Genomic DNA, 24924 nt, shown 5'->3' on the forward strand with positions numbered 1-24924 from the left:
TTGGAAATTTTAAAATTATCTTTAATTAGAATACTTGAACTACGGTATAGGCTGTCCCACCTGATGTAAGTGTAAACCATTCTGCTTCAGCATATGTTCCGACCTGATATGTATTGAGTGTTCCGTTGCAAGTTCCTGTACCCATCGAAAAGTCACCATATGGATTGTTAGAACTGTCTTGCGCCTGAAAAATAAAATAGGTCCAGTCGGTACTGGTTGATACAGCACTTGTAGGATTTACTGCCGGATGATTGTAAGCTCTGTCTATACCGGGATTTGCTAAAGATGTTCTAACCCACCAGGTGTACACAGGCATAGCCGAAGCATTAGAGGTAGAATATGTGTATTCTGAAATAAATGGTGCCGAAGGTGATCCGGCTGAAAAAGTGTTTGACCCTGTGCCTGGAGCAGGAACGGCTAAGACCGCAGGATAACAGCTTGATGGTCCATTGGCGCCAAATCTTGTCACCAGCTTATAACTCGAATAGTTATATACTGCTAGTTTCGACAGTTGCGCATAAGAATAATTCGCAGCAATAACTGCAATCATAAAAAGTAGTTTTTTCATAGAGATTTGGTTTAAGATTAATATTATGTATTCTAAATGTATTTGATCTATTTTGCAGTTATCCTATAAGTGGCATTCTGAATATATCTATATATTTAATAGGAAATCTGTGGTGAATGGGGTTCATCTACACCTCCAGCTATGTGAAGTTAAAAATCGTTACATGGTAATTTTTAAAACTTTCAACAAAAGTCGGAGACTCCAAATTCTGACCATTATCTTTTGAAAGGAATTAAAAAATGATAGTACTTAATTATTTTATTGATCACTATACAATGATTTAAAACGTTCTGGAAGAACTTTTATGTTTATTACTCTTGGTAAAGAGAAATATAATTCATGCATAATTTTCTAATCATTATGCTGAAAATGAAAGTGTTGTAATGCATATTTTATTTCGTGGTGTGGTGGTTATTAACTTGTTTTTATTATTTTACTATGTCAAATATATGTAAAAATTTTACATATTAATAACTTAATTTTTGATATTTAAACTGAATTATATTGTGTTAAATGTATTTAAAGATGCTTAGACAATAAAATTAAAAATTTAATTCATATATTTTGGAAATATTTAGCAAACGGATATTAAGATAACTAAAGTTATAAATTCAACAGGCGATTAATAACCTCAGTGTACTGAGACTTTGTAAATATAATTAAGCAATGAAAGTATTATTTTTAATTTTTCTGTCATTTTGTTCTGGTACATTGACTGCGCAAAAAATTGACAGCTCAAATATTAAGATCAGTTATATTGTAAAATTCCTAAAAGACACAACCGATCTAACTTCAAAAAAAGAAGAAATAACAGGTTTATGGATTGGGGGAAATACATCAATTTTTAAAAGTGACCAAAAAGCGAAATACGATTCTCTCACTTTAGAAACTGTGAAAAAGAGTATTAAAAATGCAACAGATGGCAACATGATATTAGATTTTTCCAAACTTCCTAAGCCCTCTTTTATTCCTGAAGTATATAAAAAAGACAATAAAATAAATATTTTTGATAAAATCTTAAATACTACCTACGAATTTCAGGCGCAGGAAGAAATTGAATGGATAATTATTAATAAACCAAAACAATAGGAGCGTATAAATGCCGCAAGGCGACTGGTAGGTACAGAAATGAAAATATTACGGCCTGGTATACCGAAGAAATTCCTATTTCAGAAGGGCCATATACTTTTAAAGGGCTGCCGGATTGGGAGGCGTTTGATAATTTTGCACACAATTATATAACCAGAATTATCTGGATGGCAATCTACATTGTAATCTATGCATTTTTAACTATAGCATGGTGGCAGTGGCTGTTCCTGCCTGCTACTGTAATTATGGGTTCACAAGAAACTATATCACCAGAAAACGCAAAACACTGATCCCAACCGATAAAGGCGAAAAGGTCTATGATCTCATCAAAGACCAAAAGATTGCCAATGTCCAGATGACAGCAGAGTGGGAGATGGTATTCCATCAAATTATCTATGAGGATTACTCTGCCAAGTCCTTCAATAGGCCGGAGTGGGTGAAACTACTCGAAACGCTGAAAAGAAAAAGTTCAAAAACAAATCTATTGCTATTCACTAAATGGGATCGTTTTGGCAGAAATGCTGGAGATGCTTATCAGATGATTAACATTCTTAAAAAAGGTCAATGTGAACAACAGGTTATTGAGCAGCCTTTAGACCTTTCAATCCCTGAAAACAAAATGATGTTGGCTATATATCTTGCCGCACCGGAAGTTGAAAATGACAGACGTACTTTAAATACCTACTACGGGATGCGTCGTGCTAAAAAAGAAGGAAGATTGATGTGAAGGGCGCCCTACGGATATGCAAACAAGATATTGGAGAATGGTAGAAAATATGTCACTCAAAAAGAACCAGAGGCTTCAAATATGAAATGGGCGTTTACGGAAATGGCAAACGGAGTATTTTCTGCCAGCCAGATCATGGAAATGATGAATAAAAAAGAGGAAAAAATGTCAAAGTAAGTGCCTTTCTAGCCGGCTTAAGAAATCCTACATATTGTGGGAAAATATTTGTTGAACAGTACAAGAAGAGGAAGCGCACTTTGTACCGAGTATTCACGAACCTCTTATCAGTAAAGAGTTATTCGAGCGAGTTCAAAATATCATGGATGGTAATGCACACCTTGCCAGACCGAATGTTAAAATATTATGCGATGATAATCTTCCACTTAGAGGTTTTCTTGTTTGTCTAGACTGCGGTCATTTAATAACAGGTAGTGCATCAAGCGGACTTTCAGAAAACAAATATTACTATTACCATTGTCAGTCGCCTTGTAAATATCGCTATAAGTCAGAAATAGTTAATAACAGATTTTTGGAAGTACTTCAGGCTTTAGAAATGAGAGAGTCAATAAAAAAATATTTGAAAAGGTGTTAAAGCAAAATTTTGAAAAGTTTATCAATAATCCCAATCATGAAAGAAAAGCAGTCCTATTAGAAATCGATCGTCTGAACAACAGATTAAAAATTGCACGAAGCAAGTTGTTAGAAAATATAATTGATAACGAAGAATATTTTGAGGTAAAGAAAGAATGTAAGGACCAACTTGAAAAGCTGGAAGGCAAATTGACCAAGGTAGAAGACAAGAAAAAAAATAGATTTACCGAAACTACTAGACCGTGCACTATCGAACCGCCCGATTCAATGTTTTACTATCCTATATCTATCAAGTAAACAACGAGTTAGGAGTTAAAAAAAACCGGAAATAAAGTGAATTTTCACCTCTTTCCGGTCTTGTACCCAGGACCGGGATCGAACCGGTACTCCTAAGAACTGGTGTTTGAGACCAGCGCGTCTACCAATTCCGCCACCTGGGCAGGTGTGTTACCTTGTTTCTAATTGGTGTGCAAATATATGAACTTTTCGTAATACTCCAAATTTTTTGTAAGAATTTTTTTAAAAAAATATCTCTAAACCATCGTAGGCAAGGTGTATTCCGGATGGAAGTTGTTTATCTTCAATATCATGCAACCCTAAATGATGACTGATGTGGGTTAAAAATAATTTTTTAGGTTTTAGCTCTTCAAATAATTTAATAACATCTGGAAGAATAAAATGTGCAGGATGTGGATCAAACTTCCTGATACAGTTCAAAATTAAGATATCAAGATTCTTTAATTTATCTTTTTCAATATCAGAAATAAAACCTGCATCGGTAATATAGGCTAGATTTTTAAACTTATATCCCAAAGCTGTAATTTTAAAATGGATCACTTCAATCGGAATGATTTCTGTATCTAAAACGGTGAAAGTTTCATTTTCAATTTCATGCAAATCAAATGCGGGAGCTCCGGGATATTTTTCGTCTGCAAAAGCATAAGGAAAACGGTTTTTAACCTCAGATCCGACTCTTTTTGAGCAATAAAGCGGCATATTTTTTCCACTTTTGAAAATCAACGGACGCATATCATCAAGTCCGATCACATGGTCGTTGTGTTCGTGAGTGAGCAGAGCAATATCGATGGTATCTTCTTTGTTAACAAGCATTTGCTGCCTGAAATCTGGTCCGCAATCGATCAGTATTTTCTTGTTTTTATCCGTCGTTACCATCACAGAAGATCGCAGTCGACTGTCTTTGGGATTTTTTGAAGTACACACTTCGCAAGTGCAGCCAATAACGGGTACGCCTTGGGAAGTTCCCGTTCCTAAAAATTTCAACTTCATTTTCTTTTGAGGTTGGTTTAATTTTGGTAAATTTACGAAAAATTTAATGTCCTAATGTATCAGAAACTAACTCCTAAACAAAAAGCATTAACAATTAATCTAGATCCTACTATTTATGGTACTTTCGCAGAAATTGGAGCAGGGCAGGAGACTGTTCGACACTTTTTTAGAGCAGGAGGGGCTTCGGGTACAATTGCTAAGGCAATGTCGGCGTACGACAAAGATTTTAGTGATGCGATCTACGGGAAAGAGGTAAAAAACAGGTATGTTACCCAAAACAGACTTCGAAAAATGCTTCGTTATGAAGTTGCATTGATCGAAGAAAGAATTTCCAGAGAAAACAACCCAAACAGAAAGTTTTTTTCTTATGCAAATACCGTTACGACTATTAATTTCGACAAAACGGTAAGAGGTCACGGTTGGGTAGGAATCCGTTTTCAGGTGAAAGAAAATGAGGATTATAACGAAATTGTAATTCACGTAAAATTCAAAGAAAACGATGCTACTTTACAACAGGAAACGTTAGGGAATCTTGGGGTGAATCTTATTTTTGGTGCATTTCATTATTACGACAATCCGAGAAATTTAGTTGAATCTTTATACGATGATGTTGCCAAAGACAACCTTGAAATTGATATGATTGATTTCAGCGGTCCGGCATTTGAATATGTAGATAACAGACTGATGTCTTTACAGTTAGTGAAACACGGAATGACAGATGCCGTGATTTTCAACTCTGAAGGGAATAATATGCTTCCTGCCGATATTTTGTACAAAAAAAATATTTTTGCGGTAAGAGGAAGTTTCAGACCTGTAACGAAGGTAAATATTGATATGCTGAAAAACGGTATGGATATGTTTCTGAAAGATGCTATCTGTACTCAGGATGAAACGGAAGTTCTGATCGAAATTACGATCTCAAATCTACGTGCAGACGGAGATATTGATGAGAGAGATTTCCTTGACAGAGTAGATGTTTTGGCTAAATTAGGATATACGGTTATTGTTTCAAATTATTCCGAATATTATCGATTAATTGATTATTTTGCGTCCTACACAACCGGAGAAATTGGTGTGGCGATGGGGGTAAATAACCTATTGATGGTGTTTGACGAGAAATATTATAAAAATTTATCAGGTGGAATTCTGGAAGCTTTCGGTAAATTTTTCAGAAATGGAATGAGAGTGTATTTGTATCCTTACAAAGATCCTGAAACTCATGAATTACTGGATTCTTCAACGTTGAAAGTGGAAGATAACCTAAAAGAATTGTATAAATATTTTAAGCTTAATGATCGTATTGTAGATATTACAAATTACAATCCTGAGTTTTTGGAAATTTATTCAAGAGATATTTTAAAGAAAATAGGCTGCAATATAAAAGGCTGGGAAAACCAGGTGCCGGAAGGTGTTGCAGAAATGATTAAAGAACGCGGAATGTTCGGCTACAAAGAAGAACTTTCATTAAAACAATTCTCTTAAAAACAATATATAATGTCAGAATTAAAAAAAAGACTTTCATCGATTCTTGAGAGTCCTAAACATAATACGGAGGAGAAACTTGAAAAAGTTTGTCACCTTTTGGATCAGGAAATTTCTTATTTCAACTGGACGGGTTTCTACTTTAAAAATGGAGATAAAGACGAGTTAAAATTAGGTCCTTACGTTGGCGCACCGACGGATCACGATATTATTCCTTACGGAAAGGGTATTTGCGGTCAGGTTGCAGTTTCCAATGAAACGTTTGTCGTTCCTGATGTGAAGGAAGAAAGCAATTATTTAAGCTGTTCAATCGATACGAAAGCTGAAATTGTTGTTCCTATTTTCAAAGATGGACAAAACGTTGGTCAGATTGATATCGATTCTCACACCGTCGATCCTTTTACAGCTGAAGACAGAGAATTGCTGGAATGGCTTTGTAACGAAGTTTCAAAGATTTTATAATTGAATTTATAAAAGTAAAATATAAGCTCCGGTTCTTTTGAATCGGAGTTTTTTTTTGTTAAATTTGTCAATAGGATAGGACTTTAGCCCACTTTAAATAATAGAAAATAAAACCCAAATAAATTAAATTTTAATCGATTCAACTTCAGCAATCAATTCCTTAAAATAATTTTCACACTTTGCAATATGTGTTCCGTACCAGGAAAATGCTTCTCCATCAACAATCATAATTTTTTTATCAGGATAAAATTCTTTCAGCTCTTCAATATGTTTTTCTTTAAAAGGAAATGGTTCGGAAGATAACATAATAATATCTGCTTTTGCTAAATCTTCAGTTTGAATTTCAGGATATCGTTTTTGATCTTTAAATATATTTTCAAAACCGATTTCTCCCAGAATTTTATGAATAAAAGTGTCTGAACCAACCGTCATATAAGGATTTTTCCAAATAAGGTAAGCTACTTTTATATTGGATTTTATTTTAGATTGATTGAGAATTTCGTAAATTTTAAGATTGAAATTTTGAGCTCGCTCTTCTTTGTTAAAGATTTTTCCTAAATTTTTAAGTAAATAGTAATTGTCTTCAATATTTTCTACATTCGTAACAATTACTTTGAAATCATTCATCAAAGCTTCAACTTGCTCTTTGATGTTTTCTTCTTTATTGGCAAGAATTAAATCAGGCTGTAATGCTTTAATTTTATCAATATTGATATTTTTTGTTCCACCGATAATTGCTACATTTTTTACTTTTTCTTCAGGATGAATGCAGAATTTTGTGCGTCCGATAATTTCATTTTCCGTTAAACCCAAATCAAATAGAGCCTCAGTAATCGAGGGAACAAGAGAAACAACTTTCATTATAATATTTTAGATGTTGCCTAAAATTACAAAAGTTTACCCGTTAAGAAAAGTCCTGCGACAGAAAAATAGATAATTAAACCTGTTACATCTACTAAAGTTGCTACAAATGGAGCAGATGAAGTGGCAGGATCGAGTTTTAATTTCTTAAGAATAAATGGAACCATAGAACCGGATAAAGTTCCCCAAAGTACAATTAATACTAATGAAACACCAACGCTTAATCCTACGTAAGCCCAATGCATTCCATAATTAAAAAGACCTGTTTTGTGCCAGATCATGATTCTCAAGAAACCAATAATTCCTAAAATTCCACCCAAAAATAATCCGGTGAAAATTTCTTTTTTCATGACGTACCACCAATCTTTCAGACCTATTTCCTGAAGTGCCATTGCCCGGATAATCAATGTTGCAGCCTGCGAGCCGGAATTTCCTCCGCTCGAAATAATTAACGGAACAAATAAAGCCAAAACCACTGCTTTCTGAATTTCATCTTCAAAATAACCCATTGCGGAGGCGGTCAGCATTTCGGAGAAGAAAAGGATAATCAGCCACATTCCTCTCTTTTTCACCATTTCAATCAGCGAAGTTTGAGTATAGGGAAGGTCTAAGGCTTCAAGTCCACCGAATTTTTGAATATCTTCTGTATTTTGTGATTCAATTTGATCTAAAATGTCATCAATGGTAACAATCCCTACCAAAACTCCAGCTTCTGTCACAATTGGGAGTGCTGCTCGGTCATATTTTTCGAAATACTGTACGGCATCTTCTTTTGAAGTGGTTGTAGTAATGGCAACAAAATGATTATCAGTAAGATCTGAAATTAATGTATCTTCTTCAACCAATAATAAACTTCCCAGCGCAATATCGTCTATCAATCGGTTTCTTTCGTCAACAACGTACAGATAATTCATTGTTTCAACCCTGCTTCCGACTTTTTTGATCTGTTGAAGACATCTTTTCACCGTCCATTCTTTACGGATCTGAATATAATATGGGGTCATCAGTCGGGCAATAGAATCTGAATTGTAACCTAATAATTTCAGGGCAATTCTTCGTTCCTGCGGATTAAGATGGTTGATGGAATATTTAATTAATTCATCCGGAAAATCCTCAAAAAGAGCTGTTCTGTCATCAGGAGTCATGGCATTCAGAATTTCAGAAACTTCATCGCTTCCGATAATTCTGATGGTTTCTTCCTGAAAATCGGGATCTAAATGGGAAAAAACATCGGCTTTGTATTCTTTAGGAACTTTCAAAAATGCCAAAAGCCTCTCGTCAGCGTGAAGTTCGCTAAGAGTTTCGGCAATATCGGCGGGATTGAAGATAAGTTCGTCTTTAGAATTCAAAACGTTATTTTTTTGGATCATGCAAAAATAATTCAAATTTTTAAAACTCGCCAATGAAGTGGGAAATTTAAGGATTAATTTAAATTAGAAATGTTTTTAGAGAAATATTACAACTGCTAAAATCCAGCTTCTGATGAAGGTTTTATTTTTCTCAATTGTTTTAAAATAGCTTTTATGGCGCCGTTGGTTCCTATTTTTACAGAGTTTACGCTAGAGCCCAAAAGTCGCATATTCTTTTTATATGTATCGTAATCAGATTCTGTGAGAAGATTTCCTTCTGCGTCAAAAAGCTTCATGCTTATCACCACCTGATTAGAAAAAACATATTTTCCGATACCGACTTTGAAATATTTAACTTTCGGAACAACGGCAAAATCTGCATCATTATTCTTGCAGTAATCTATAATAGTCTGTTTATCGATTGTATCAAAAGAAATTTGTGTTTCAGTTTTAAGCATTTTGTTTTTTCTTTCGCTTAAATTATCTGAAACAGCACTGAAGAATGCAGTATTGGTAGGTTCTTTAATTTCTTCAATATCAGGATCTACCTCAGGATTGAAGTAAAGGACTTTTTTAATCTTATCTTCAGTATTTTTCTGTGCTTTTAAAGAAGAAATACCTACAAAAAGAAGGAAAGTGAATGTTGTAAAAGATATAATTTTTTTCATCTTGAATTCGTATGCAAAATTACTGCCTTTTAATGGGATAGCATAATTTTTTTAAGAAATATTTAACATTTTTATCTATTGATTTTAATTTATGAAATCGATAATGCTTGCGGAATCGAAATAAAGTCGTAATTTTGCAGCCGTTACATAATAATCATTAAACAATATTGGAATGTACTTAACAACAGAAAAAAAAGCAGAAATTTTCGCAAAGCACGGTAAATCTGCACAAGACACAGGAACAGCTGAAGGGCAAGTAGCTCTTTTTACTTTCAGAATTAATCACTTATCTCAGCACTTGAAGGCTAATCGTCATGACTTCAATACTGAAAGATCTTTGGTGAAATTAGTAGGTAAAAGAAAAAGCTTATTGGATTATCTTAAGAAAAAAGATATTACAAGATACAGAGCTATTATCGCTGAGCTAGGTTTAAGAAAATAATCTACAGAGATTTTCAAATAAAAGCAACTTCGAAAGAGGTTGCTTTTTTTATGTCTGCTTATCATTATAAATATATCAAAACAAGATATAAATGATTTACTATTTCACTGAAAATCGTCTTTATCGGCATATATTTATATCTGAAATTCGATAAATCATTATAATACGTTATCTTTGCAAACGAAATTTTAGACGAAATATAATTATTAAAGCACTCAATACGGAGTGCAACACAAAACAATTTATGAGTATACCTCAAGCAATTACAGAAATGATTACTCTTGCAGACGGCAGAGAAATCACACTTGAAACAGGGAAATTAGCAAAACAGGCTGACGGATCTGTAGTCGTAAAAATGGGCAGAACAATGCTTTTAGCAACTGTTGTCGCAAGTAAAGAAGCAAAAGATGGGGTAGATTTTCTACCATTAACAGTAGATTACAGAGAAAAATTCTACGCAGGAGGTAAAATTCCTGGAAACTTTTTCAGAAGAGAAGCAAGACCATCTGATCAGGAAATCCTGACAATGCGTTTGGTAGACAGAGTTTTGAGACCATTATTCCCTGAAGATTTCCATGCGGAAGTACAGGTAATGATTTCATTAATTTCTTATGACGGACAATCAATCCCTGATGATTTGGCAGGTCTTGCTGCATCAGCTGCGATTGCGATTACCGATATTCCTTTCAACGGACCAATGTCTGAAGTAAGAGTCGTAAGAATCAACGGTGAGCTTTCTATTAACCCTAAATTTGAAGATCTTAAAATTGCCGACCTTGATATTATGGTAGGAGCAACGAAAGATTCTATCGTAATGGTGGAAGGTGAAATGAAAGAAATCTCTGAAGCAGAAATGCTTGAAGCGATTCAATTTGCTCATGTTGAAATCAAAAAACAAGTTGAAGCTCAGGAAAGATTAGCTGAAAAAGTAGGTAAATCATTCCCAAAAAGAGAATACAGCCACGAAAATCATGACGAAGCGATTCGTGAGAAAGTGTGGAAAGAAACATACGATAAAGTATACGAAGTAGCGAAAACTCCTTCAAGTAAAGAAGAAAGAGGAGAGAAATTCAAAGCGGTGCGTGATGAATTTTTAGCTCAGTATGTTGAAAATGCAGAAGAACTTGAAAGAGTAACTCCTTTCGTAAAAGTATATTACCACGATGTGGAAAAAGAAGCGATGCGTCAGATGATTATCAATGATAAAATTCGTCTTGACGGTCGTGATCCTGAAACTATTCGCCCGATCTGGAGCGAAATTGATTATTTACCTGGAGCTCACGGTTCTGCCATCTTTACAAGAGGGGAGACTCAATCTCTTACGGCTGTGACTTTAGGTTCAGTAAAAGATGCCAACATGGTAGACAGCGTAATGGTAAATTACGACGAAAGATTCTTCTTACATTATAACTTCCCGCCATTCTCAACAGGTGAAGCAAGACCTTTAAGAGGTACTTCAAGAAGAGAAGTTGGTCACGGAAACCTGGCTCAGAGAGCTTTGGCAAACATGATCCCTGAAGAAAATCCTTACACAATACGTATTGTTTCTGATATTTTAGAATCAAACGGTTCGTCTTCTATGGCAACTGTTTGCGCAGGAACATTAGCATTGATGGATGCAGGTATTCAGATTACAAAACCTGTTTCCGGTATTGCAATGGGATTGGTAACTGATACAAAATCTGGGAAATTCACAGTACTTTCTGATATCTTAGGAGATGAAGATCACTTGGGTGATATGGACTTTAAAGTAACTGGAACTGCAGACGGTATCACTGCTTGTCAGATGGATATTAAAATTCAGGGATTGTCTATGGATATTATGGAGAAAGCGCTTCTACAGGCTAGAAACGGAAGACTTCATATTCTTGATAAATTGAATGAAACTATTTCTGCTCCAAGAGAGGATGTGAAACCTCACGCTCCGAAAATGGTAATGATGGAAGTCTCTAAAGATTTCATCGGAGCTATCATCGGACCTGGTGGAAAAATCATTCAGCAAATGCAGAAAGATACAGATACTGTTATCGCTATTGAAGAAGTTGGAGAAATCGGAAGAATCGAAATTTCTGGTGTTAGCAGAGAGAAAATCAACGAGGCGATTGCAAGAATCAACGAAATTACTTTTGTACCGGTTGTAGGTGAAGTTTACCAAGGGAAAGTAGTGAAAGTGATGGATTTCGGAGCGTTCGTAGCGATTGCTAAGGGTACTGAAGGACTTCTTCATATCTCTGAAATTGAATGGGCTCGTCTTGACAAAGTTCCTTATAACGAAGGTGATGAAGTGGAAGTGAAGTTTATGGGTTATGATGACCGTAAGAAAATGAAACTTTCAAGAAAAGTTTTATTGCCAAGACCTGAAAGACCGGCACAGAAACCAAGAGAAGAAGGACAAGGAAGACCGGAAGGGCAAAACAGACCTGCAAGACAGGAAGGACAGGGTAGACCCGACAGACCGAACAGACCAGAAGGGCAAAGAAGACCGGAGGGTGACAAACCTGCCGAAGATCAAAATCCTTCAACTGAAGCTTGATATTATTTAGCATAATTATATAAAACCACCGAATTTTCGGTGGTTTTTGTTATAGTAATCCTTCGAAAACTTTAGGATGGCATCTTTAATAGAATTGCAAATCTGCGGTATCAGTTTTTAAGTTTGTAGTTGTTGATTACAGTCGGTCGGGACGGTTTTTTTGTTATTTATATTTATTATTTTATAAGTTGTTCGGATTTTTCTGAATCAAAATTTTATTATGAGACTTTGTTATCACTCCTATATCTTTTCACATCACAATAGTATATATTGATAAAATAAATTGAATTTCAATCGTTTGAAAAGGTGTGTATTTGCGAGGGTGATTAATTTGTCGTATATTTGTACTCTTATTAAAAGAAATCTCTGTCTTTAACTTCTGTGATAGTTTAGTACATTTATTTACTTCCGATTCAATTTTTATTTACTTATCCTTTGAATGATAGGTGTTCACATTAATAAAAGCACTCAGAATTATTTTAATAATATTCGGCTTGGGCAACGTATTGTTGCATGATATGGTGAATAAATTGATAAATAGAAATTAATACTAAAAAATATATGGCGGATTCTTTCTCTAAAAAAGAAAATTTCAAGAAAAAAGTTCAAAAAGCAAAGGAAAAAGCTCTGAAACGTGAAGAGCGTAAAACGAGCAACAACAAAGGTAAGGGTCTTGATGACATGATTATGTATGTTGATGCAAACGGTCAGTTGACTTCTACACCTCCTGATAACAGCAATGTTGAGGAATTTGATATCAACAACATTCAGTTGGGTGCTGCTCCTATTGAAGAGGAGGAAATCAGAAAAACAGGTATTGTAACGTTTTTCAGTGACAAGGGTTACGGGTTTATTACAGAAGATAAAAGCAAGGAGAATGTATTTTTCCACAGCAACAACTGTACTGAGCTTGTGAAAAAAGGCAACAAAGTATCATTTGAGAAAGAGAGATCTCCAAAAGGTTTTTCTGCAATTGATATTAAAGTTGTAAAATAATAAACACAACAATTCTATATAAAAGGCTTCATTACGAAGCCTTTTTTTTGTTTTACGTCTAATAATATAGACTTTCCCGTATTTGTATCAGAATTTTTGTTGTCTTTTCTACGTCAGGAAATTCCGGAAGAGTAGAAAATGAGTGATGATGTTCGATAGACTTAATGAGGTTTTCCGCTTTGTTTATTACGGCTTCATACGACCAGTTTCCGGCTTTGATGTCTAACAATTCGTCACGGTTTTCCACTCGGATATTCAGCGAATTGGTTTTGAAAATCTGTTCACACGACTGTAACAACCGAATGGTGTGCATCATATTTTTGCTGTCGTAATTTTGTCCGTGATATTGATTGACATTATAACGGTCTTCATTGCGCTCTGAAACCCACTTCCAATATTCACGATAATCTTTGCAGTACGTGGAATAAGCATCAAGATTGCAGAATAGGTAAGCAATTGGTTTTTCTTCTTTCGGAACCGATGAAACAGAAACCTGATTGGCTTCTTCATTCTGGGTGATTCCTTTATAATTCAAATCTCCCGATTCATCGTAGAAAAGGGCAAACATTCCTTTGGTATTGTCTATACTTACCAGACCACATTTTTCCTGTAATAAACCACTCCGTCCTTCAGACACCCCGGGGAATTCCCGCAGCCATTTTTTCAATGGAACCGAACCATTATATTGTAAAATATAACAAAAATCAAGTATTGATTTTCTTTCTTTATCAATAGGATTCAGAATTTTTTTATTGAGTCCTTTTGCTTTTTTAATCTGCGAAATGGCATAACCGGCGAACGTATCTTTACATAATTTGGAAAGAAAATCTTCAGATTTCAGCAACTCCATCAACGGATTTTTATGCTGAATACAGTCTTCCTGACTTGCCAGAATTTCCAGAATATTAGGGTTGTTTTTCTGTAATAATTCTACAAACCTCCCGATTTCATAAAACGAAATATCATTTGTCTCATTAGAAATTTGAGGAATATAATTTAAACCAAAAAAGTCTTCTTTCGGTAAGTAATATACTCCCCGAATGTCTGTATCTGAGTTTTCTGTGGCGAGCCCGAATGAACGGCTTCCGGAGATGGCTTCGAAAAGGATGAGGTTTTTATTTTTAAGATCTTCTATTTTCATAATTTCTAATGCATTAATATTTCCCTAAAAACCCTTTCCATCTCATTTTTATCCGAATTTCCAGAAGAAAGCGTTTTAGATTTTTCTTCATTATCCAATATCGTTTTTTCTAAAAATCCAAACAATTCCCGGTCATTCGGATGATAATACGATTCTCCTTTGGTAGCTTTTAAAGCGATTAGATTTTCTATTTTAGTTCTTGTAAAATCATCAACTAAAACCAGTAATTCACTGAACAGAACAGGCGGAACCGTTCCTTTTTCGATGATCCATTTTCCGGTTAAGGCAGTTCTGAGACAATAAAAATAAGATTTCAGTTTTATTTCATCGGTTCTGCAGGCTTCCAGATATTTTTTGCTCATGCTCAGATAATGGTAAGAAACTGCTATCGGTGAAAAGCATTCATCTGCCAAAGGTTTGAATAAATCATAGAATTTTTCATTTTTTACATATACGATAGGTGAGTAGAACCAGCTTAATAATGCAGCATTGGACTTTAACAGGAGGTGAAAAGTCTTTCTCAAATCCCATCCGGAACCGTCCAGATCGTCTTCGGTCATGAATTCTATGGTTTCATCTTTATCCCACGGCGAAAGATACAAGTCTTTTTCGTGTCGGTAGATGAAACGTATGTCGTAATCGCTGTCGGGCGAAGCAAAACCCCAGGCTCTGCTTCCAGATTCTACGGCGAGAAGTATTTCTACTCCGCGTTTTTCTTCAACTTCTTTTAGTTTTTCCAGTATTTTTGGTGTCATTGTTTTTAATTTATCATGCAAAGTAAAAAGTTATCTGCGCAGTCTTTTTACGCATGATGTTTTATAAAAAATATGTTTACACTAATTTTAAATTTAACCGCAAAAGAGACAAAAGACTTATTGGATTTATTTAAAGAAGTTCAAAGTCTGCAAAAAGAAAAAGCCTTTTGCTCCTTTTGCGGTTCACTGACAAGGCAAAAATGTAAAGTTACAATGCAAGAATGTGAACTTACATCGGAAGAATGTAAAGTAACAATACAAAAAAGTAAAACTACAATAGAAAAAAGTAAACTTACAAGGCAAGAAAGTAAAACTACATCGTGCCAATGTAGAATGACATCACAAGAAAGTAAAAACACATTGCAAAAAAATAAAGTTACATCCTGAAAATGCAACTTTACAATGCTAAAATATTAAATTCCTGAGCTTCAATATTTTTCACGTTTAAACACCAATTATTTTCTTTTGGTAAATTCTATGGCGGAGACGGTGGTGTATTCCGGGGAATTGGCTCCGTACAGACTTTTTACGTATTTTTTAATTTTAAGGGAGATGGCATACACTCCGGTTTCTTTTGCATACAGAATTCTGTCGCGCTCTATGATTTTGGTGTTCAGCTCAGACTCAGTCTGGTCTACGGCGAGGGTTGCTGCTCTTAATGAGTCGTTATAGGTGTTGAGGTTTTGTAATTTTATGTTGTCTTCATTTGGGGTATAAGCGGGTAGGGTGGACAGCATCTGTAAGAGCAGCCCGAAATTTTCAGCTTTTGAGGTGAAAGACTGTCGGGAGGTAGATGCGGTTTTCGGAGCTTCCTTACCTTCTTCAACCGATGTTTTGCTCTTCCTTGAACTGCCCTGAATGGTCTGGGTTAAAGATCTTGCCTGGTTTAAAGTTCCCTGCGGTAAGCCGACAATTTCCAATACATTGATGATGCTGGTACAGGTGGAACTCAAATTTTCGAAAGCGGTCTGACGGGCAATGATAGCATTTTTATTAGCGCTTCTTTTGTCTCCAACTTCTGTCAGTTTTCCATCGGCATCGGTGTATAAAGTCTGAAGATTGGCTACTGTAATTTCGGCAATCGGTGGATTGTAAAGGCTGTACGTAGAAACTTGTTGGGTAATTTTTTGAAGGTTCACTACATTTTTAGCGTGACCTACTTCTGAGGTGCTTGACATATCAATTGTGTTTTTTTGTTAATGATTCAAATATAGAAATTATTTTGAATGTGTGGTAGGTTTTGTTTATGTATTTTGATTTCTAGGATGTTATGTTAAGTTGGAGTAATCAAAAAGACCGGAATTGCTTCTGGTCTTTTATGATCTTGTGGTCTTTTGTTGGTGTAAAAGTTTCGCTTGTGACGTTGTATTTATTGGTGATGGTACGAACAAGAGATCTTATATCTACCATTTTTAATTATTATTTTGCATCATCATATTGTAATGCTCTTTACCGATTTGAGTAAATAAATTTTCAAAAATAGATTTAATATTCTCCCTCATGATGTCATCAGTTTCCTGATAATATATTTCTTCATTGGGATTTATTTTATGACTACCATCATGTAGCATCGAGAGTAAGGATCTATAAATCCAATAATTATTATCATTCTCATTTATTTCTGATAATGTATTCCAAATATCTTTTCCTAAACCAATAAAATTAACATAAGTTTCTAGAATTCTTCGCATGCAATTAAGCATTGATACATTTGAAACATTATCATGTTTGAGTTCAATCCAAAGTCTTTCATATTCGCTAAAAGAAACATTCTCGTATTTTATTCTAGGAGATATACTACTTAAGTTTCTATCCTTTCTAATTAGATAATGTGAATTAGCTTTACAGATATAAGTTCCACCCTTATCAAAAGAAACTTCTTTATAAAAATATGAATTATGTGTAAGTAAAAAAGCCTGTTCAATATTTTGATTCCTAAAATCATTAGCACTACCACCATCTTTTTTATTATTGACAATAAGACCTCTTATCAATGTTGAAATAAAAAATAAATTTTGACTTCCCATACTTGAAACAGGGTCATCAATAACAATGATTTTCTTTTTTGAAGAATTTTCTGCATCATTTGTTCCAAGACATAATTGATAAAAATATAAAAATGCTATAAAATTTTTTTCTCCTTCACTTAATGTTTTAAAAACATGATTATCTGAAGTTTCTCCATTTCGCAAGATAAAATATTTAATAATATTATTCTCAGATTCCTTTTTTTCAATTTTAAATCCTGTAAAATTATTTTTTAATAGCAAATCATTTATATTGTCAACAGCCTTTTGGGTGTTTACTGTTTGGTTTTGCCATTCTTTAATTTTACCATTGGAATTAATTTTTGCATCTTCAAAAACTTTAATTTCTGCTTTTAATTTTTCTATCCGTTCAACTGTAATATCATTAGTAGTTTTAAAAGAAATGAGTCTATCTTTAACCTGATGAGAAATATATTTCCATATTTCATCTGTTAATTCTTTTTGGTTTTGTTCTATATTTTCAATTTCTTTATTATGAATTCTAATATTTTCGTTGATTTTTCCAATTTCAGTTTTAAATGATTCAATAGTTTCTAACTTTTTCTTTTCGTTAGGATTATCAATTTTAGCATGAACTTCTTTTTCATTTTTATTCAAAATCTTTGTTAGTTGACTTTGTATTTTTAGAATATCAAACTTAACTAAATTTAAATCTGTCAAAGTTTTCAAGTTTGAATCAAAGGAAGAAACTTTGTTGATATATCTGGAATGCAACTTTTTAATATTTTTAATTTTTTCTTCTCGTGTAGTATCAAAATAACTTTCAAACTGCTTTAATAAATTTTTATCAACTGTTTGTTTCTGACAAAAAGGACAATCTTGAATGTCTTTCTCTTCATCCAAGAAATTAATTCCTTGTTGAATCCACGCACTATTGTTCAATTCATTAATAATAGAAGCAATAGGAACATCATTACTTCCTACAATAACTTCTTCTAAAGCATTATTAAGTTCTTTTTCTAAATCAACTATTTCATTAAAATAATTAACAGAAATATTATTCTCTATTTTAACTAATTCTTCTAAATAGTATTTTTTATATTTTTCAGAAATATAATTTATATTTTTCGAAGAATATTCTGTGTAGTTTATTTCAACAAGTTTTTCATAAAAAGGATCTTTTCTTCCGCCTAAATATATTTTGTTAAAGTTCTCTTGAAATTGTTTGTTGTAACTCCAGCAATCTTCTACTATATTAACATACTCTTGTTTTTTTGAATTTTCAAGTTTTTGTTTTTCTTCATCTTTATCTAAAATTGATTTTTCAATGTTCGCTAATGTTATATATTCATTTTTTATATTTTCATCAATTTCTTCGTTCTTCTCATCCAATGAAAAAATTCCGGATAATTCAGTTTTGGTGTAAAAGTTATTTTGTACAAAATCAGAATCAAATACAATTATTTCTTCTTCATTTCGATTAAAGCCATCAATCGAGCAATTACTGAAAGGACTTGAAAGAATTTCATTTTGAGAAAGGTTGTAAAATAGACGAGCAATTGTAGACTTTCCAGAACCATTATTTCCAAAAAAGAAATTTACTTTTTTGAGATCATTTATTTCAGCATGATTTTTATAGCTGGCAACTTGGTTAAGTTCAATTCTTGTTATCATAAGTTGAAGATTGTTATTAGTTCGCTGTAAATATAATATGAATGTACAAAAAACGACTACGGATTCCCATAATCGTTTAATTTTAATATCTCTCTTTTTTAAATTATAATGCTATGCGCAGTTCTACGGAAGAACAAAACATGGAATATTTTTATAAAGCTTAACCTTTCCTAAACTTCTTCTTTTTCTTCCAAGGCGCATTCTTTTGCACATCACCCGCCATAATACATCCGTACGGCATCACTTCATCCAAAACTTCACACAAACCGTATTCTTCAATCTGTGCTCTCACGTTTTTAGCACTTTTATAAGCAGTTGGAAGTTCGGAAATATCAATTTCATTCGAGAAGAAACGGATATCCAATCCTTTGGTTTCCTCTTCAAAAACTTCTTCAATCGTTTTATGAGCCAAAGATTTTTTATGCTGCGTTCTGCTGAAATTTCTTCCGGCTCCGTGGGGTGCAAAACCTAAGTTTCTCTCGTTGGTTTTTCCCTGAACGATCAAAACGGGTTCTGACATATTCAACGGAATCAATCTTGGTCCCGTAATATCCGGCATAAATTTATCGTCCAAAGGCGTTGCCCCTTTCGCATGGTAAAACAAATCTCCGTCTTTGAAAACGAAGTTATGTTCGTTCCAATATCTATCTTCTTTCTCAATTCCTAATTTATTTAAAGTCGCATCGTGAATCGAAGTATGGTTTTCTTTCGTCCATGTTCTTATCAATTGCAAAGCTTCCCAATACGATTTTCCTTCTTCGGTTTCATAGGGAATCCAGGCGTTTTCTTTTAATGTTTCAGGCGAAATTTCCATTCTGAATTTGTTCGCAACTTTCATTCCTTTATCATACAAAGCCGCTCCGGGAGCTCTTGATCCGTGATGCGTCACCAACATGGTATTTCCTGTATTTTTTGAAATTCCCACGAAAAGGAAATGATTTCCGTCTCCCTGCGTTCCCATATGAGAACGGGCAATGCTGATCAATTTTTCATCATTTAAGAAATCATTTGCCCGGAAAGCATCTATCAGTTCCTGAGACATCTCCATTTGCTCACCTCTCGGTCTACCTCCGTATCCGAAATGCGTAATAGAATGGGCAACATCCAGAACTTCTTTAGGATCTGCTTTTCCAAAATCCGTTAGCATTACCGAACAACAGATATCTGCGCTATGAAATCCCGGGTGAATGGCATTTTTCGCCGCCACGACTCCGCCAACCGGAATATAGCCTTCAGGCCCTGTCGGACAGGCATCGGGCATAATCGCACCTGTAACCAGAGTCGGAGTTTTCATCAGAACTTTCATGGTGTTGATTACTTTTTCTACGTTATCATTTTCGCTTTCGTGTTCTGCTCTGATGTTGATGACGAAATCTTTCGGATCTTCATGAAGCGGAATTAATTCCGGTTGTTTGAATTGTTCCAAATAGGCTGCGATTTGATTTTCATCTAAATTTTTTTCATTGATATGTTCCAATGCTTCAGCAAACCATTTTGCTGGTCTATATCCTAAAGCAATTAAATCGTTTCCGTTCATGATATTCATAACTTTTTATTTTTAATTATTTGGGCAGCTGTTAACCGCCTTCCACTCCCGCTTTTTTGCTCCACTTCGTTACTCAAAAAGAGCTCCGTTCAAGTCGGGCTGCGGTGTAGTGCTTCTATTTCATTTGTGACCCTGATGAGATTCGAACTCACATTCCAAATTGGCATTGAGGCTGTAAATACGCTTCCCTACTTTTTCCTTAAGAAGTTTCGGTGCTTCTGTAAACTCTACCCATTAGTCCGCGCAGGTCTAACCGGAATATCCTCAAACTCTACGAATACGAAATTTTTCCGCAGGCTTTTCCTTTTAAGCTACAAGGCCATTTTGTTGATGCAAAGTAAAAACTAAAGTGTGCAATGTTTTTGCGTATTAGAAAAATTTTATACATTTAGTAAAATTATTTTTAAACACGATGCAAAATTTAAATCCTGAAATATTTCAGGCATTTCAAAATAAACTAAAGACAGGCAACAGAAGGGGCGTTCATCTTAATGCCATTCCCGGAAGTTCGAGATACAAATTTGATCTTGCCCGACTTTCTGATATTCATAAAAGTCTTCCTGAGCGTTTTATTATTGATCTTCTGGCGCAGAAAAATGTGAACTTTAAGTTTTCTGTGCACGATAAAATTTCCGAAAAGATTTCTAAAGATTCGGTGAAAGACAATATTTTGTTTGATGATGAAAAAGCAGAAACTGATGAAATTACAGCTCAAAAATCTATTGCTAAAGATAAAACCAGAGAAACTGCATTAGAAAAGTTATCCACAAGCCTGGAAAATCTGATTTTTCAAAACGACGTAATACAGTCGGAAAAAGGAATAAATTCTTTGGGGTTCGGTTTTCCTATTCTAATCAGAAAAGATATGGATGGGCAGATTTCAGCTTCACCTATTTTAATATGGTCCGTCAATATAAAGCCAATTAATGAACTGAATACCTGGGAAATCAGCAGAACGGAAGACGACCCGATTTATGTGAATGAGGTTTTAATCAATCATTTGCAAAGTGATTCGGGAATTACGTTGGAACAGATTCCTGAAGAAATGTTAGCTGACGGAAAAATAGATAAACCGGAACTGTTGCAGATTTGTCAAACCCTGTTAGGTCAGCTTAAAATTACACAGAACCTCGACTTTATCCTTAATGATTATGAAGAAATTCCATTAATTAAGTCTAAAACGTCTTACGAAGACCAGCTTCAGAATAAAGGTGATGCAACTATTATTAAATCAGGTGTTTTTTCCATTTTCGAAGTTCAGAAGCAGAATATCATCAATGATTATGAATCGCTGAAAAATGATTTTAAACCTCTCGAAAACTTTGTAAAAGAAGATTTTCAATCCATAACATCCATAGAAACGGATCCTTCCCAACAGGGGATTTTAGAATCATTAAAATCACAAACTAAGATCCTGATTCAAGGTCCGCCAGGAACCGGAAAAAGCCAGACGCTGACTGCTGTTTTGGTGAATGCACTGGAAAATAAGCAAAAAACCATTGTGGTCTGCGAAAAGCAAACAGCCTTGGAAGTTTTGTACAATGCACTTCATAAATTAGGCCTGGAACGGTATTGCATCTTGATTAAAGACAGCGCTTCCGACAGAAAAGCGGTAGTAGATTCTGTAAGAAATATGATTGATCTTGTTGATTTTAAGAAATCTGGGCAACCTTATTCTGTTCAGTCACTGCAAGATCAATTAAGTGAAATTTTGCAGCATAAAACTACCATAAATAATGTTCATGAACTGTTGAATTTTGAGTTGATTTCCGGGAAAAACTGGACGGAAATTGTAGGAAATTTATTGGCATTTCAGGATTCTGGGGAAAATATCAATTTGCAGGATATTCAGTTTTCTTTTTCAGAAAATGAAGCCAAAGAAATTGAAAATGTACTTGAAAATGGGAAAAATTTGTATCAGGAATTTCAGCCTTTTGAAAAGTCATCTTTTATTAATCCGGACAAACTAATCAGTGAAAATTTTCATAACAGTCTGCAAAATTTAGATATTTCTTTTCAGAATTATGAAAAAATGTGGGATGAAATTCAATTATTAATTATAAACTTCAAACCAATTTATGAGGAAAAAAGGAAACAGGATTTTAGTCAGAATATTCATAAACTGTCTTCATTAATTAATGAAACAGAAGTGATAACTTCAGTTCTAAATCAAAATTCAGAGGAATTTCATCCGGAAATTACGAACGGTTTTTTCTATAAATTCACTGCGTTGTTTTCTTCCGCAAAGAAAAATAAAATCGGCAATCAAAAAAGATTATTAGAGATAAGTTCAGCAATTAAACAGATCAGCCTGAACGAATTTTTCCCTTCTATTGAGCTGTCTGACAATCTTTGGAATAACAAAAACGAAATCCTGAATTACCGTCAGAAAATACAACATCTTCAGTCGGAATTTTCTTCTAAACTGGAAGAGCAATTTAATGCAATTGATTTTTTGAATGCATTTGATTCTGTGGTTTCCGGAAAAGAAACGGATATTATTGTTGAGCACATTCAACAATTGAAGAAAAATATTTCTAATGAAAAATGGGTCAAAGACCTGAACTTTGGAAATACATATCAAAATTTTGATGCCTACATGATTTCCATTTTAGACCAATACAGATCGTACAGAAATCATCCTGAAAATCCTATTTTAAAAGAATTTAATTGGGTTTCATTTTATCATCCTTTAAATATTTTTCAGAGAAAATTACTGGAAAAACTTTATCAGGTTGATGATTGGAAATCTTCATTTTATTCGGCATATTTCCCTTTATTGCTGACGCATTATTCAGATCCGAAACTGAATTTTAATGAAAAAAATTACGAAGAAATCACGAAACAGATTAAACAATATGGATTTTCTCAGCAGAATTTTATTCAGTATTTCTGGAATGATTCTCAGCAGAATGCGGTGAAAAAATTTGAACAGACGAATAGAGACATTACGGTTGCCAATCTTTATAATAAAAGAAGCAGTATTAATCATAAAAGGCTGACATTAAGACAAATTGTACAGAAAGACATTGACTTGTTCACTAATTTCTTTCCAATTATTTTGACGACGCCTGATGCGTGCAGCAATCTTTTTCAGGGGAAGAATTTTTACTTTGATAATGTGGTTTTTGATGAAGCCAGTCAGCTAAAACTGGAAGATAATCTTCCGGCGATGCTGAAAGGGAAAAATATCATTATTGCAGGAGATGAGCATCAGATGCCGCCTTCAAGCTATTTCAGTAAAGTTTTTGATGGAATTATTGAAGATGAAGACGATATAGAATCTGAAAATGAGGTAATCACTTATAAAAACTCTTTGTTGAATATTGAATCTCTATTGGATTTTGCGACTGAAAGTCAGTTTGAAAAAAATCATCTGGATTTTCATTATCGTTCTAAACACCCTTATCTTATTGATTTTTCGAATCATGCTTTCTACAATTCAAGGTTAAAACCTCTTCCTGCAACTTCTGAAATTCAGCCGATCGAATTTTTTCAGGTTGACGGGATTTTTGATGATCACATCAATAAAGAAGAAGCTGAGAAAGTATTGGAAATTTTAAGTATTGTTCAGCCTTTGAAAGATGGGAATTATCCGTCGGTGGGAATTGCAACGTTTAATATTTCACAACGAAATTATATCAAAAGACAAATTGTCAGACAGGCTAATCTTCCCGGAAATGAAATTTTCAAGGAAAAAATTCAGGGATTGGAAGCAGCAGGATTATTTATTAAAAACCTTGAAAATATTCAGGGTGATGAAAGAGACATTATCATTGTTTCCACGACTTATGGAAAGAAATCGAATGGTAAGTTTATTCAGAGTTTTGGTCCGATTAATCATACGAAAGGATATAAATTACTCAATGTGATTATTACGAGAGCGAAGGAAAAAATCTATATCTGTAACTCAATTCCTGAAGAAATTTTCTCTAATTACAAATTAGCGTTGGAGCAGGAAGGATCCAATAACAGAAAGGCAGTTTTGTATGCTTACTTGGCGTATTGCAAAGCAGTAAGTGAGCAGAATAAAAATGAAAGAACAGAAATTCTGAATACCTTAGATCAGTTCGGGTACGCTAGGGACCTGCATAGAAATATGCAATCCAATGTCTTTATTGATGGGATTTATAATCGTCTTCAAAAAGAATTTTCAGAGTTAAAAATCTTAAAAAATCATCATTTCGGAGGATATGAATTTGATATTTTCATTGAGAAAAATGATGGGAAATCAATTGTAGTTGAAACGATGAGCAAAGAAAAATATTCCGGAAATCTCGGCTATCTGGAAGATTTACATAAAGAGAAAATTGTACGAAATGCAGGTTTTGAATACATCAGAATCTGGAGCCAGAACTGCTGGCAAAATCTGGATGCCGAATTACAAAAAATAAACAAAAAAATATCATGACAGAACAAGTAAAAAACTCACCTGAAACTATTGATTTTAAAGATGTAATCGCTTATATTGATGAGAATTATAATTTTACACCAACAAAATTTACTAATGGAAATACGGTAAACGAAGTTGATCAAAACAACGGATCGTGCAAAGTTTTCAGTTATGCCAAACTGAATGATTTGTCTAAAGAAGATACGCTGAATCTGTTCGGAGACTTCTATAGAAATGATGTTTTGAAAAATCCTGAAGGAACTGATCATCAAAATATCAGAAACTTTATGGAGTTTGGCTGGGACGGGATTTCGTTTGAAGGGGTTGCTTTGAGTAAAAAATAATGTAGATAACCTGTTTCTAACCACCCCG

General features: G+C 34.1%; 23 protein-coding genes and 1 tRNA gene. 13 read left to right on the forward strand and 11 right to left on the reverse strand.

The window, feature by feature from the left end; translation table 11 throughout:
* Positions 1–25: 25 nt before the first annotated feature.
* Complete coding sequence (locus ASG22_RS09080; RefSeq protein ID WP_055983193.1) at positions 26–568, reverse strand: hypothetical protein; 543 nt, start codon at positions 566–568, stop codon at positions 26–28.
* Between the two features lie 666 nt (positions 569–1234).
* On the opposite strand from ASG22_RS09080, the gene ASG22_RS09085 reads away from it, so the two are divergent.
* The 5 genes from ASG22_RS09085 (at position 1235) to ASG22_RS09095 (ending at position 3272) form a co-directional block, all read left to right on the forward strand.
* Positions 1235–1657 (forward strand): hypothetical protein, encoded by a 423-nt coding sequence (locus ASG22_RS09085; protein WP_055983195.1) that lies wholly within the window; start codon positions 1235–1237, stop codon positions 1655–1657.
* A gap of 47 nt (positions 1658–1704) precedes the next feature.
* Positions 1705–1947 carry a hypothetical protein gene (locus ASG22_RS21650; RefSeq protein WP_409991375.1) on the forward strand — a complete coding sequence of 81 codons (243 nt, stop codon included), beginning with the start codon at positions 1705–1707 and terminating at the stop codon, positions 1945–1947.
* A complete protein-coding gene (locus ASG22_RS09090) occupies positions 1866–2384 on the forward strand; it encodes a recombinase family protein (protein ID WP_055983197.1) in 519 nt (172 codons plus the stop codon). Before ASG22_RS21650 ends, ASG22_RS09090 begins: the two co-directional genes overlap by 82 nt.
* Positions 2385–2703: 319 nt before the next feature.
* A complete protein-coding gene (locus tag ASG22_RS20845) occupies positions 2704–2976 on the forward strand; it encodes a recombinase zinc beta ribbon domain-containing protein (protein ID WP_117590786.1) in 273 nt (90 codons plus the stop codon).
* The gene (locus ASG22_RS09095; protein ID WP_055983199.1) at positions 2970–3272 is read left to right on the forward strand and encodes a hypothetical protein; all 303 of its coding nucleotides are present in this window, start codon (positions 2970–2972) and stop codon (positions 3270–3272) included. Before ASG22_RS20845 ends, ASG22_RS09095 begins: the two co-directional genes overlap by 7 nt.
* 63 nt (positions 3273–3335) lie before the next feature.
* On the opposite strand, the gene ASG22_RS09100 is transcribed toward ASG22_RS09095, so the two are convergent.
* Positions 3336–3415: transfer RNA gene (locus ASG22_RS09100), tRNA-Leu, on the reverse strand.
* 79 nt (positions 3416–3494) lie between these two features.
* On the reverse strand, positions 3495–4262 hold the full coding sequence (locus ASG22_RS09105; protein WP_055983201.1) for an MBL fold metallo-hydrolase: 768 nt from the start codon (positions 4260–4262) through the stop codon (positions 3495–3497).
* A 54-nt stretch (positions 4263–4316) separates the two neighbouring features.
* Here ASG22_RS09105 and ASG22_RS09110 point away from each other — a divergent pair, with 54 nt between their 5' ends.
* Together ASG22_RS09110 and ASG22_RS09115 are read left to right on the forward strand one after the other, a co-directional pair.
* A complete protein-coding gene (locus ASG22_RS09110; RefSeq protein WP_055983202.1) occupies positions 4317–5744 on the forward strand; it encodes a hypothetical protein in 1428 nt (475 codons plus the stop codon).
* Between the two features lie 12 nt (positions 5745–5756).
* On the forward strand, positions 5757–6206 hold the full coding sequence (locus ASG22_RS09115) for a GAF domain-containing protein (protein ID WP_055983204.1): 450 nt from the start codon (positions 5757–5759) through the stop codon (positions 6204–6206).
* Between the two features lie 123 nt (positions 6207–6329).
* Here ASG22_RS09115 and ASG22_RS09120 read toward each other — a convergent pair whose 3' ends face one another.
* From ASG22_RS09120 to ASG22_RS09130, 3 genes are all read right to left on the reverse strand, one after another.
* The gene (locus ASG22_RS09120; RefSeq protein WP_055983206.1) at positions 6330–7067 is read right to left on the reverse strand and encodes an ABC transporter substrate-binding protein; all 738 of its coding nucleotides are present in this window, start codon (positions 7065–7067) and stop codon (positions 6330–6332) included.
* A gap of 26 nt (positions 7068–7093) precedes the next feature.
* Entirely contained in the window at positions 7094–8437 is a 1344-nt protein-coding gene (gene mgtE, locus ASG22_RS09125) for a magnesium transporter (protein WP_055983208.1), read from the reverse strand.
* Between the two features lie 95 nt (positions 8438–8532).
* Positions 8533–9084, reverse strand: coding sequence for a hypothetical protein (locus ASG22_RS09130; RefSeq protein WP_055983210.1), 552 nt, complete (start codon positions 9082–9084; stop codon positions 8533–8535).
* 172 nt (positions 9085–9256) lie between these two features.
* Between ASG22_RS09130 and rpsO the strand changes: the two genes are divergently transcribed.
* The 3 genes from rpsO to ASG22_RS09145 all read left to right on the forward strand — a co-directional run bounded on the left by rpsO (position 9257) and on the right by ASG22_RS09145 (position 13055).
* The gene (rpsO, locus tag ASG22_RS09135; protein WP_027386233.1) at positions 9257–9526 is read left to right on the forward strand and encodes a 30S ribosomal protein S15; all 270 of its coding nucleotides are present in this window, start codon (positions 9257–9259) and stop codon (positions 9524–9526) included.
* A gap of 244 nt (positions 9527–9770) precedes the next feature.
* Complete coding sequence (locus tag ASG22_RS09140) at positions 9771–12059, forward strand: polyribonucleotide nucleotidyltransferase (protein ID WP_055983212.1); 2289 nt, start codon at positions 9771–9773, stop codon at positions 12057–12059.
* A 561-nt stretch (positions 12060–12620) separates the two neighbouring features.
* Entirely contained in the window at positions 12621–13055 is a 435-nt protein-coding gene (locus ASG22_RS09145) for a cold shock domain-containing protein (RefSeq protein ID WP_055983214.1), read from the forward strand.
* 58 nt (positions 13056–13113) lie between these two features.
* Here the strand turns inward: ASG22_RS09145 and ASG22_RS09150 are convergent, their stop codons facing one another.
* Both ASG22_RS09150 and ASG22_RS09155 read right to left on the reverse strand, forming a co-directional pair.
* Positions 13114–14196: a DNA polymerase beta superfamily protein gene (locus ASG22_RS09150; RefSeq protein WP_055983216.1), complete on the reverse strand. Its 1083-nt coding sequence runs from the start codon at positions 14194–14196 to the stop codon at positions 13114–13116.
* 5 nt (positions 14197–14201) lie between these two features.
* Complete coding sequence (locus tag ASG22_RS09155; protein ID WP_055983218.1) at positions 14202–14951, reverse strand: DNA polymerase beta superfamily protein; 750 nt, start codon at positions 14949–14951, stop codon at positions 14202–14204.
* 72 nt (positions 14952–15023) lie between these two features.
* Here ASG22_RS09155 and ASG22_RS09160 point away from each other — a divergent pair, with 72 nt between their 5' ends.
* Positions 15024–15338: a hypothetical protein gene (locus tag ASG22_RS09160; RefSeq protein ID WP_055983221.1), complete on the forward strand. Its 315-nt coding sequence runs from the start codon at positions 15024–15026 to the stop codon at positions 15336–15338.
* Positions 15339–15406: 68 nt separating this feature from the next.
* Here the strand turns inward: ASG22_RS09160 and ASG22_RS09165 are convergent, their stop codons facing one another.
* The 3 genes from ASG22_RS09165 to ASG22_RS21655 form a co-directional block, all read right to left on the reverse strand.
* Positions 15407–16129: a hypothetical protein gene (locus tag ASG22_RS09165; protein WP_055983223.1), complete on the reverse strand. Its 723-nt coding sequence runs from the start codon at positions 16127–16129 to the stop codon at positions 15407–15409.
* A 234-nt stretch (positions 16130–16363) separates the two neighbouring features.
* Entirely contained in the window at positions 16364–18613 is a 2250-nt protein-coding gene (locus tag ASG22_RS09170; protein WP_055983225.1) for an AAA family ATPase, read from the reverse strand.
* Between the two features lie 160 nt (positions 18614–18773).
* The gene (locus ASG22_RS21655; protein ID WP_409991376.1) at positions 18774–19574 is read right to left on the reverse strand and encodes an RtcB family protein; all 801 of its coding nucleotides are present in this window, start codon (positions 19572–19574) and stop codon (positions 18774–18776) included.
* A 997-nt stretch (positions 19575–20571) separates the two neighbouring features.
* Between ASG22_RS21655 and ASG22_RS09180 the strand changes: the two genes are divergently transcribed.
* Both ASG22_RS09180 and ASG22_RS09185 read left to right on the forward strand, forming a co-directional pair.
* Entirely contained in the window at positions 20572–24570 is a 3999-nt protein-coding gene (locus ASG22_RS09180; protein ID WP_055983230.1) for a DEAD/DEAH box helicase, read from the forward strand.
* On the forward strand, positions 24567–24896 hold the full coding sequence (locus tag ASG22_RS09185) for a HopJ type III effector protein (protein ID WP_409991373.1): 330 nt from the start codon (positions 24567–24569) through the stop codon (positions 24894–24896). The genes ASG22_RS09180 and ASG22_RS09185 overlap by 4 nt, the downstream gene beginning before the upstream one ends.
* The last annotated feature ends 28 nt before the right edge of the window (positions 24897–24924 follow it).

The organism is Chryseobacterium sp. Leaf405 (assembly GCF_001425355.1).
In the GTDB taxonomy this organism is placed as follows: domain Bacteria; phylum Bacteroidota; class Bacteroidia; order Flavobacteriales; family Weeksellaceae; genus Chryseobacterium.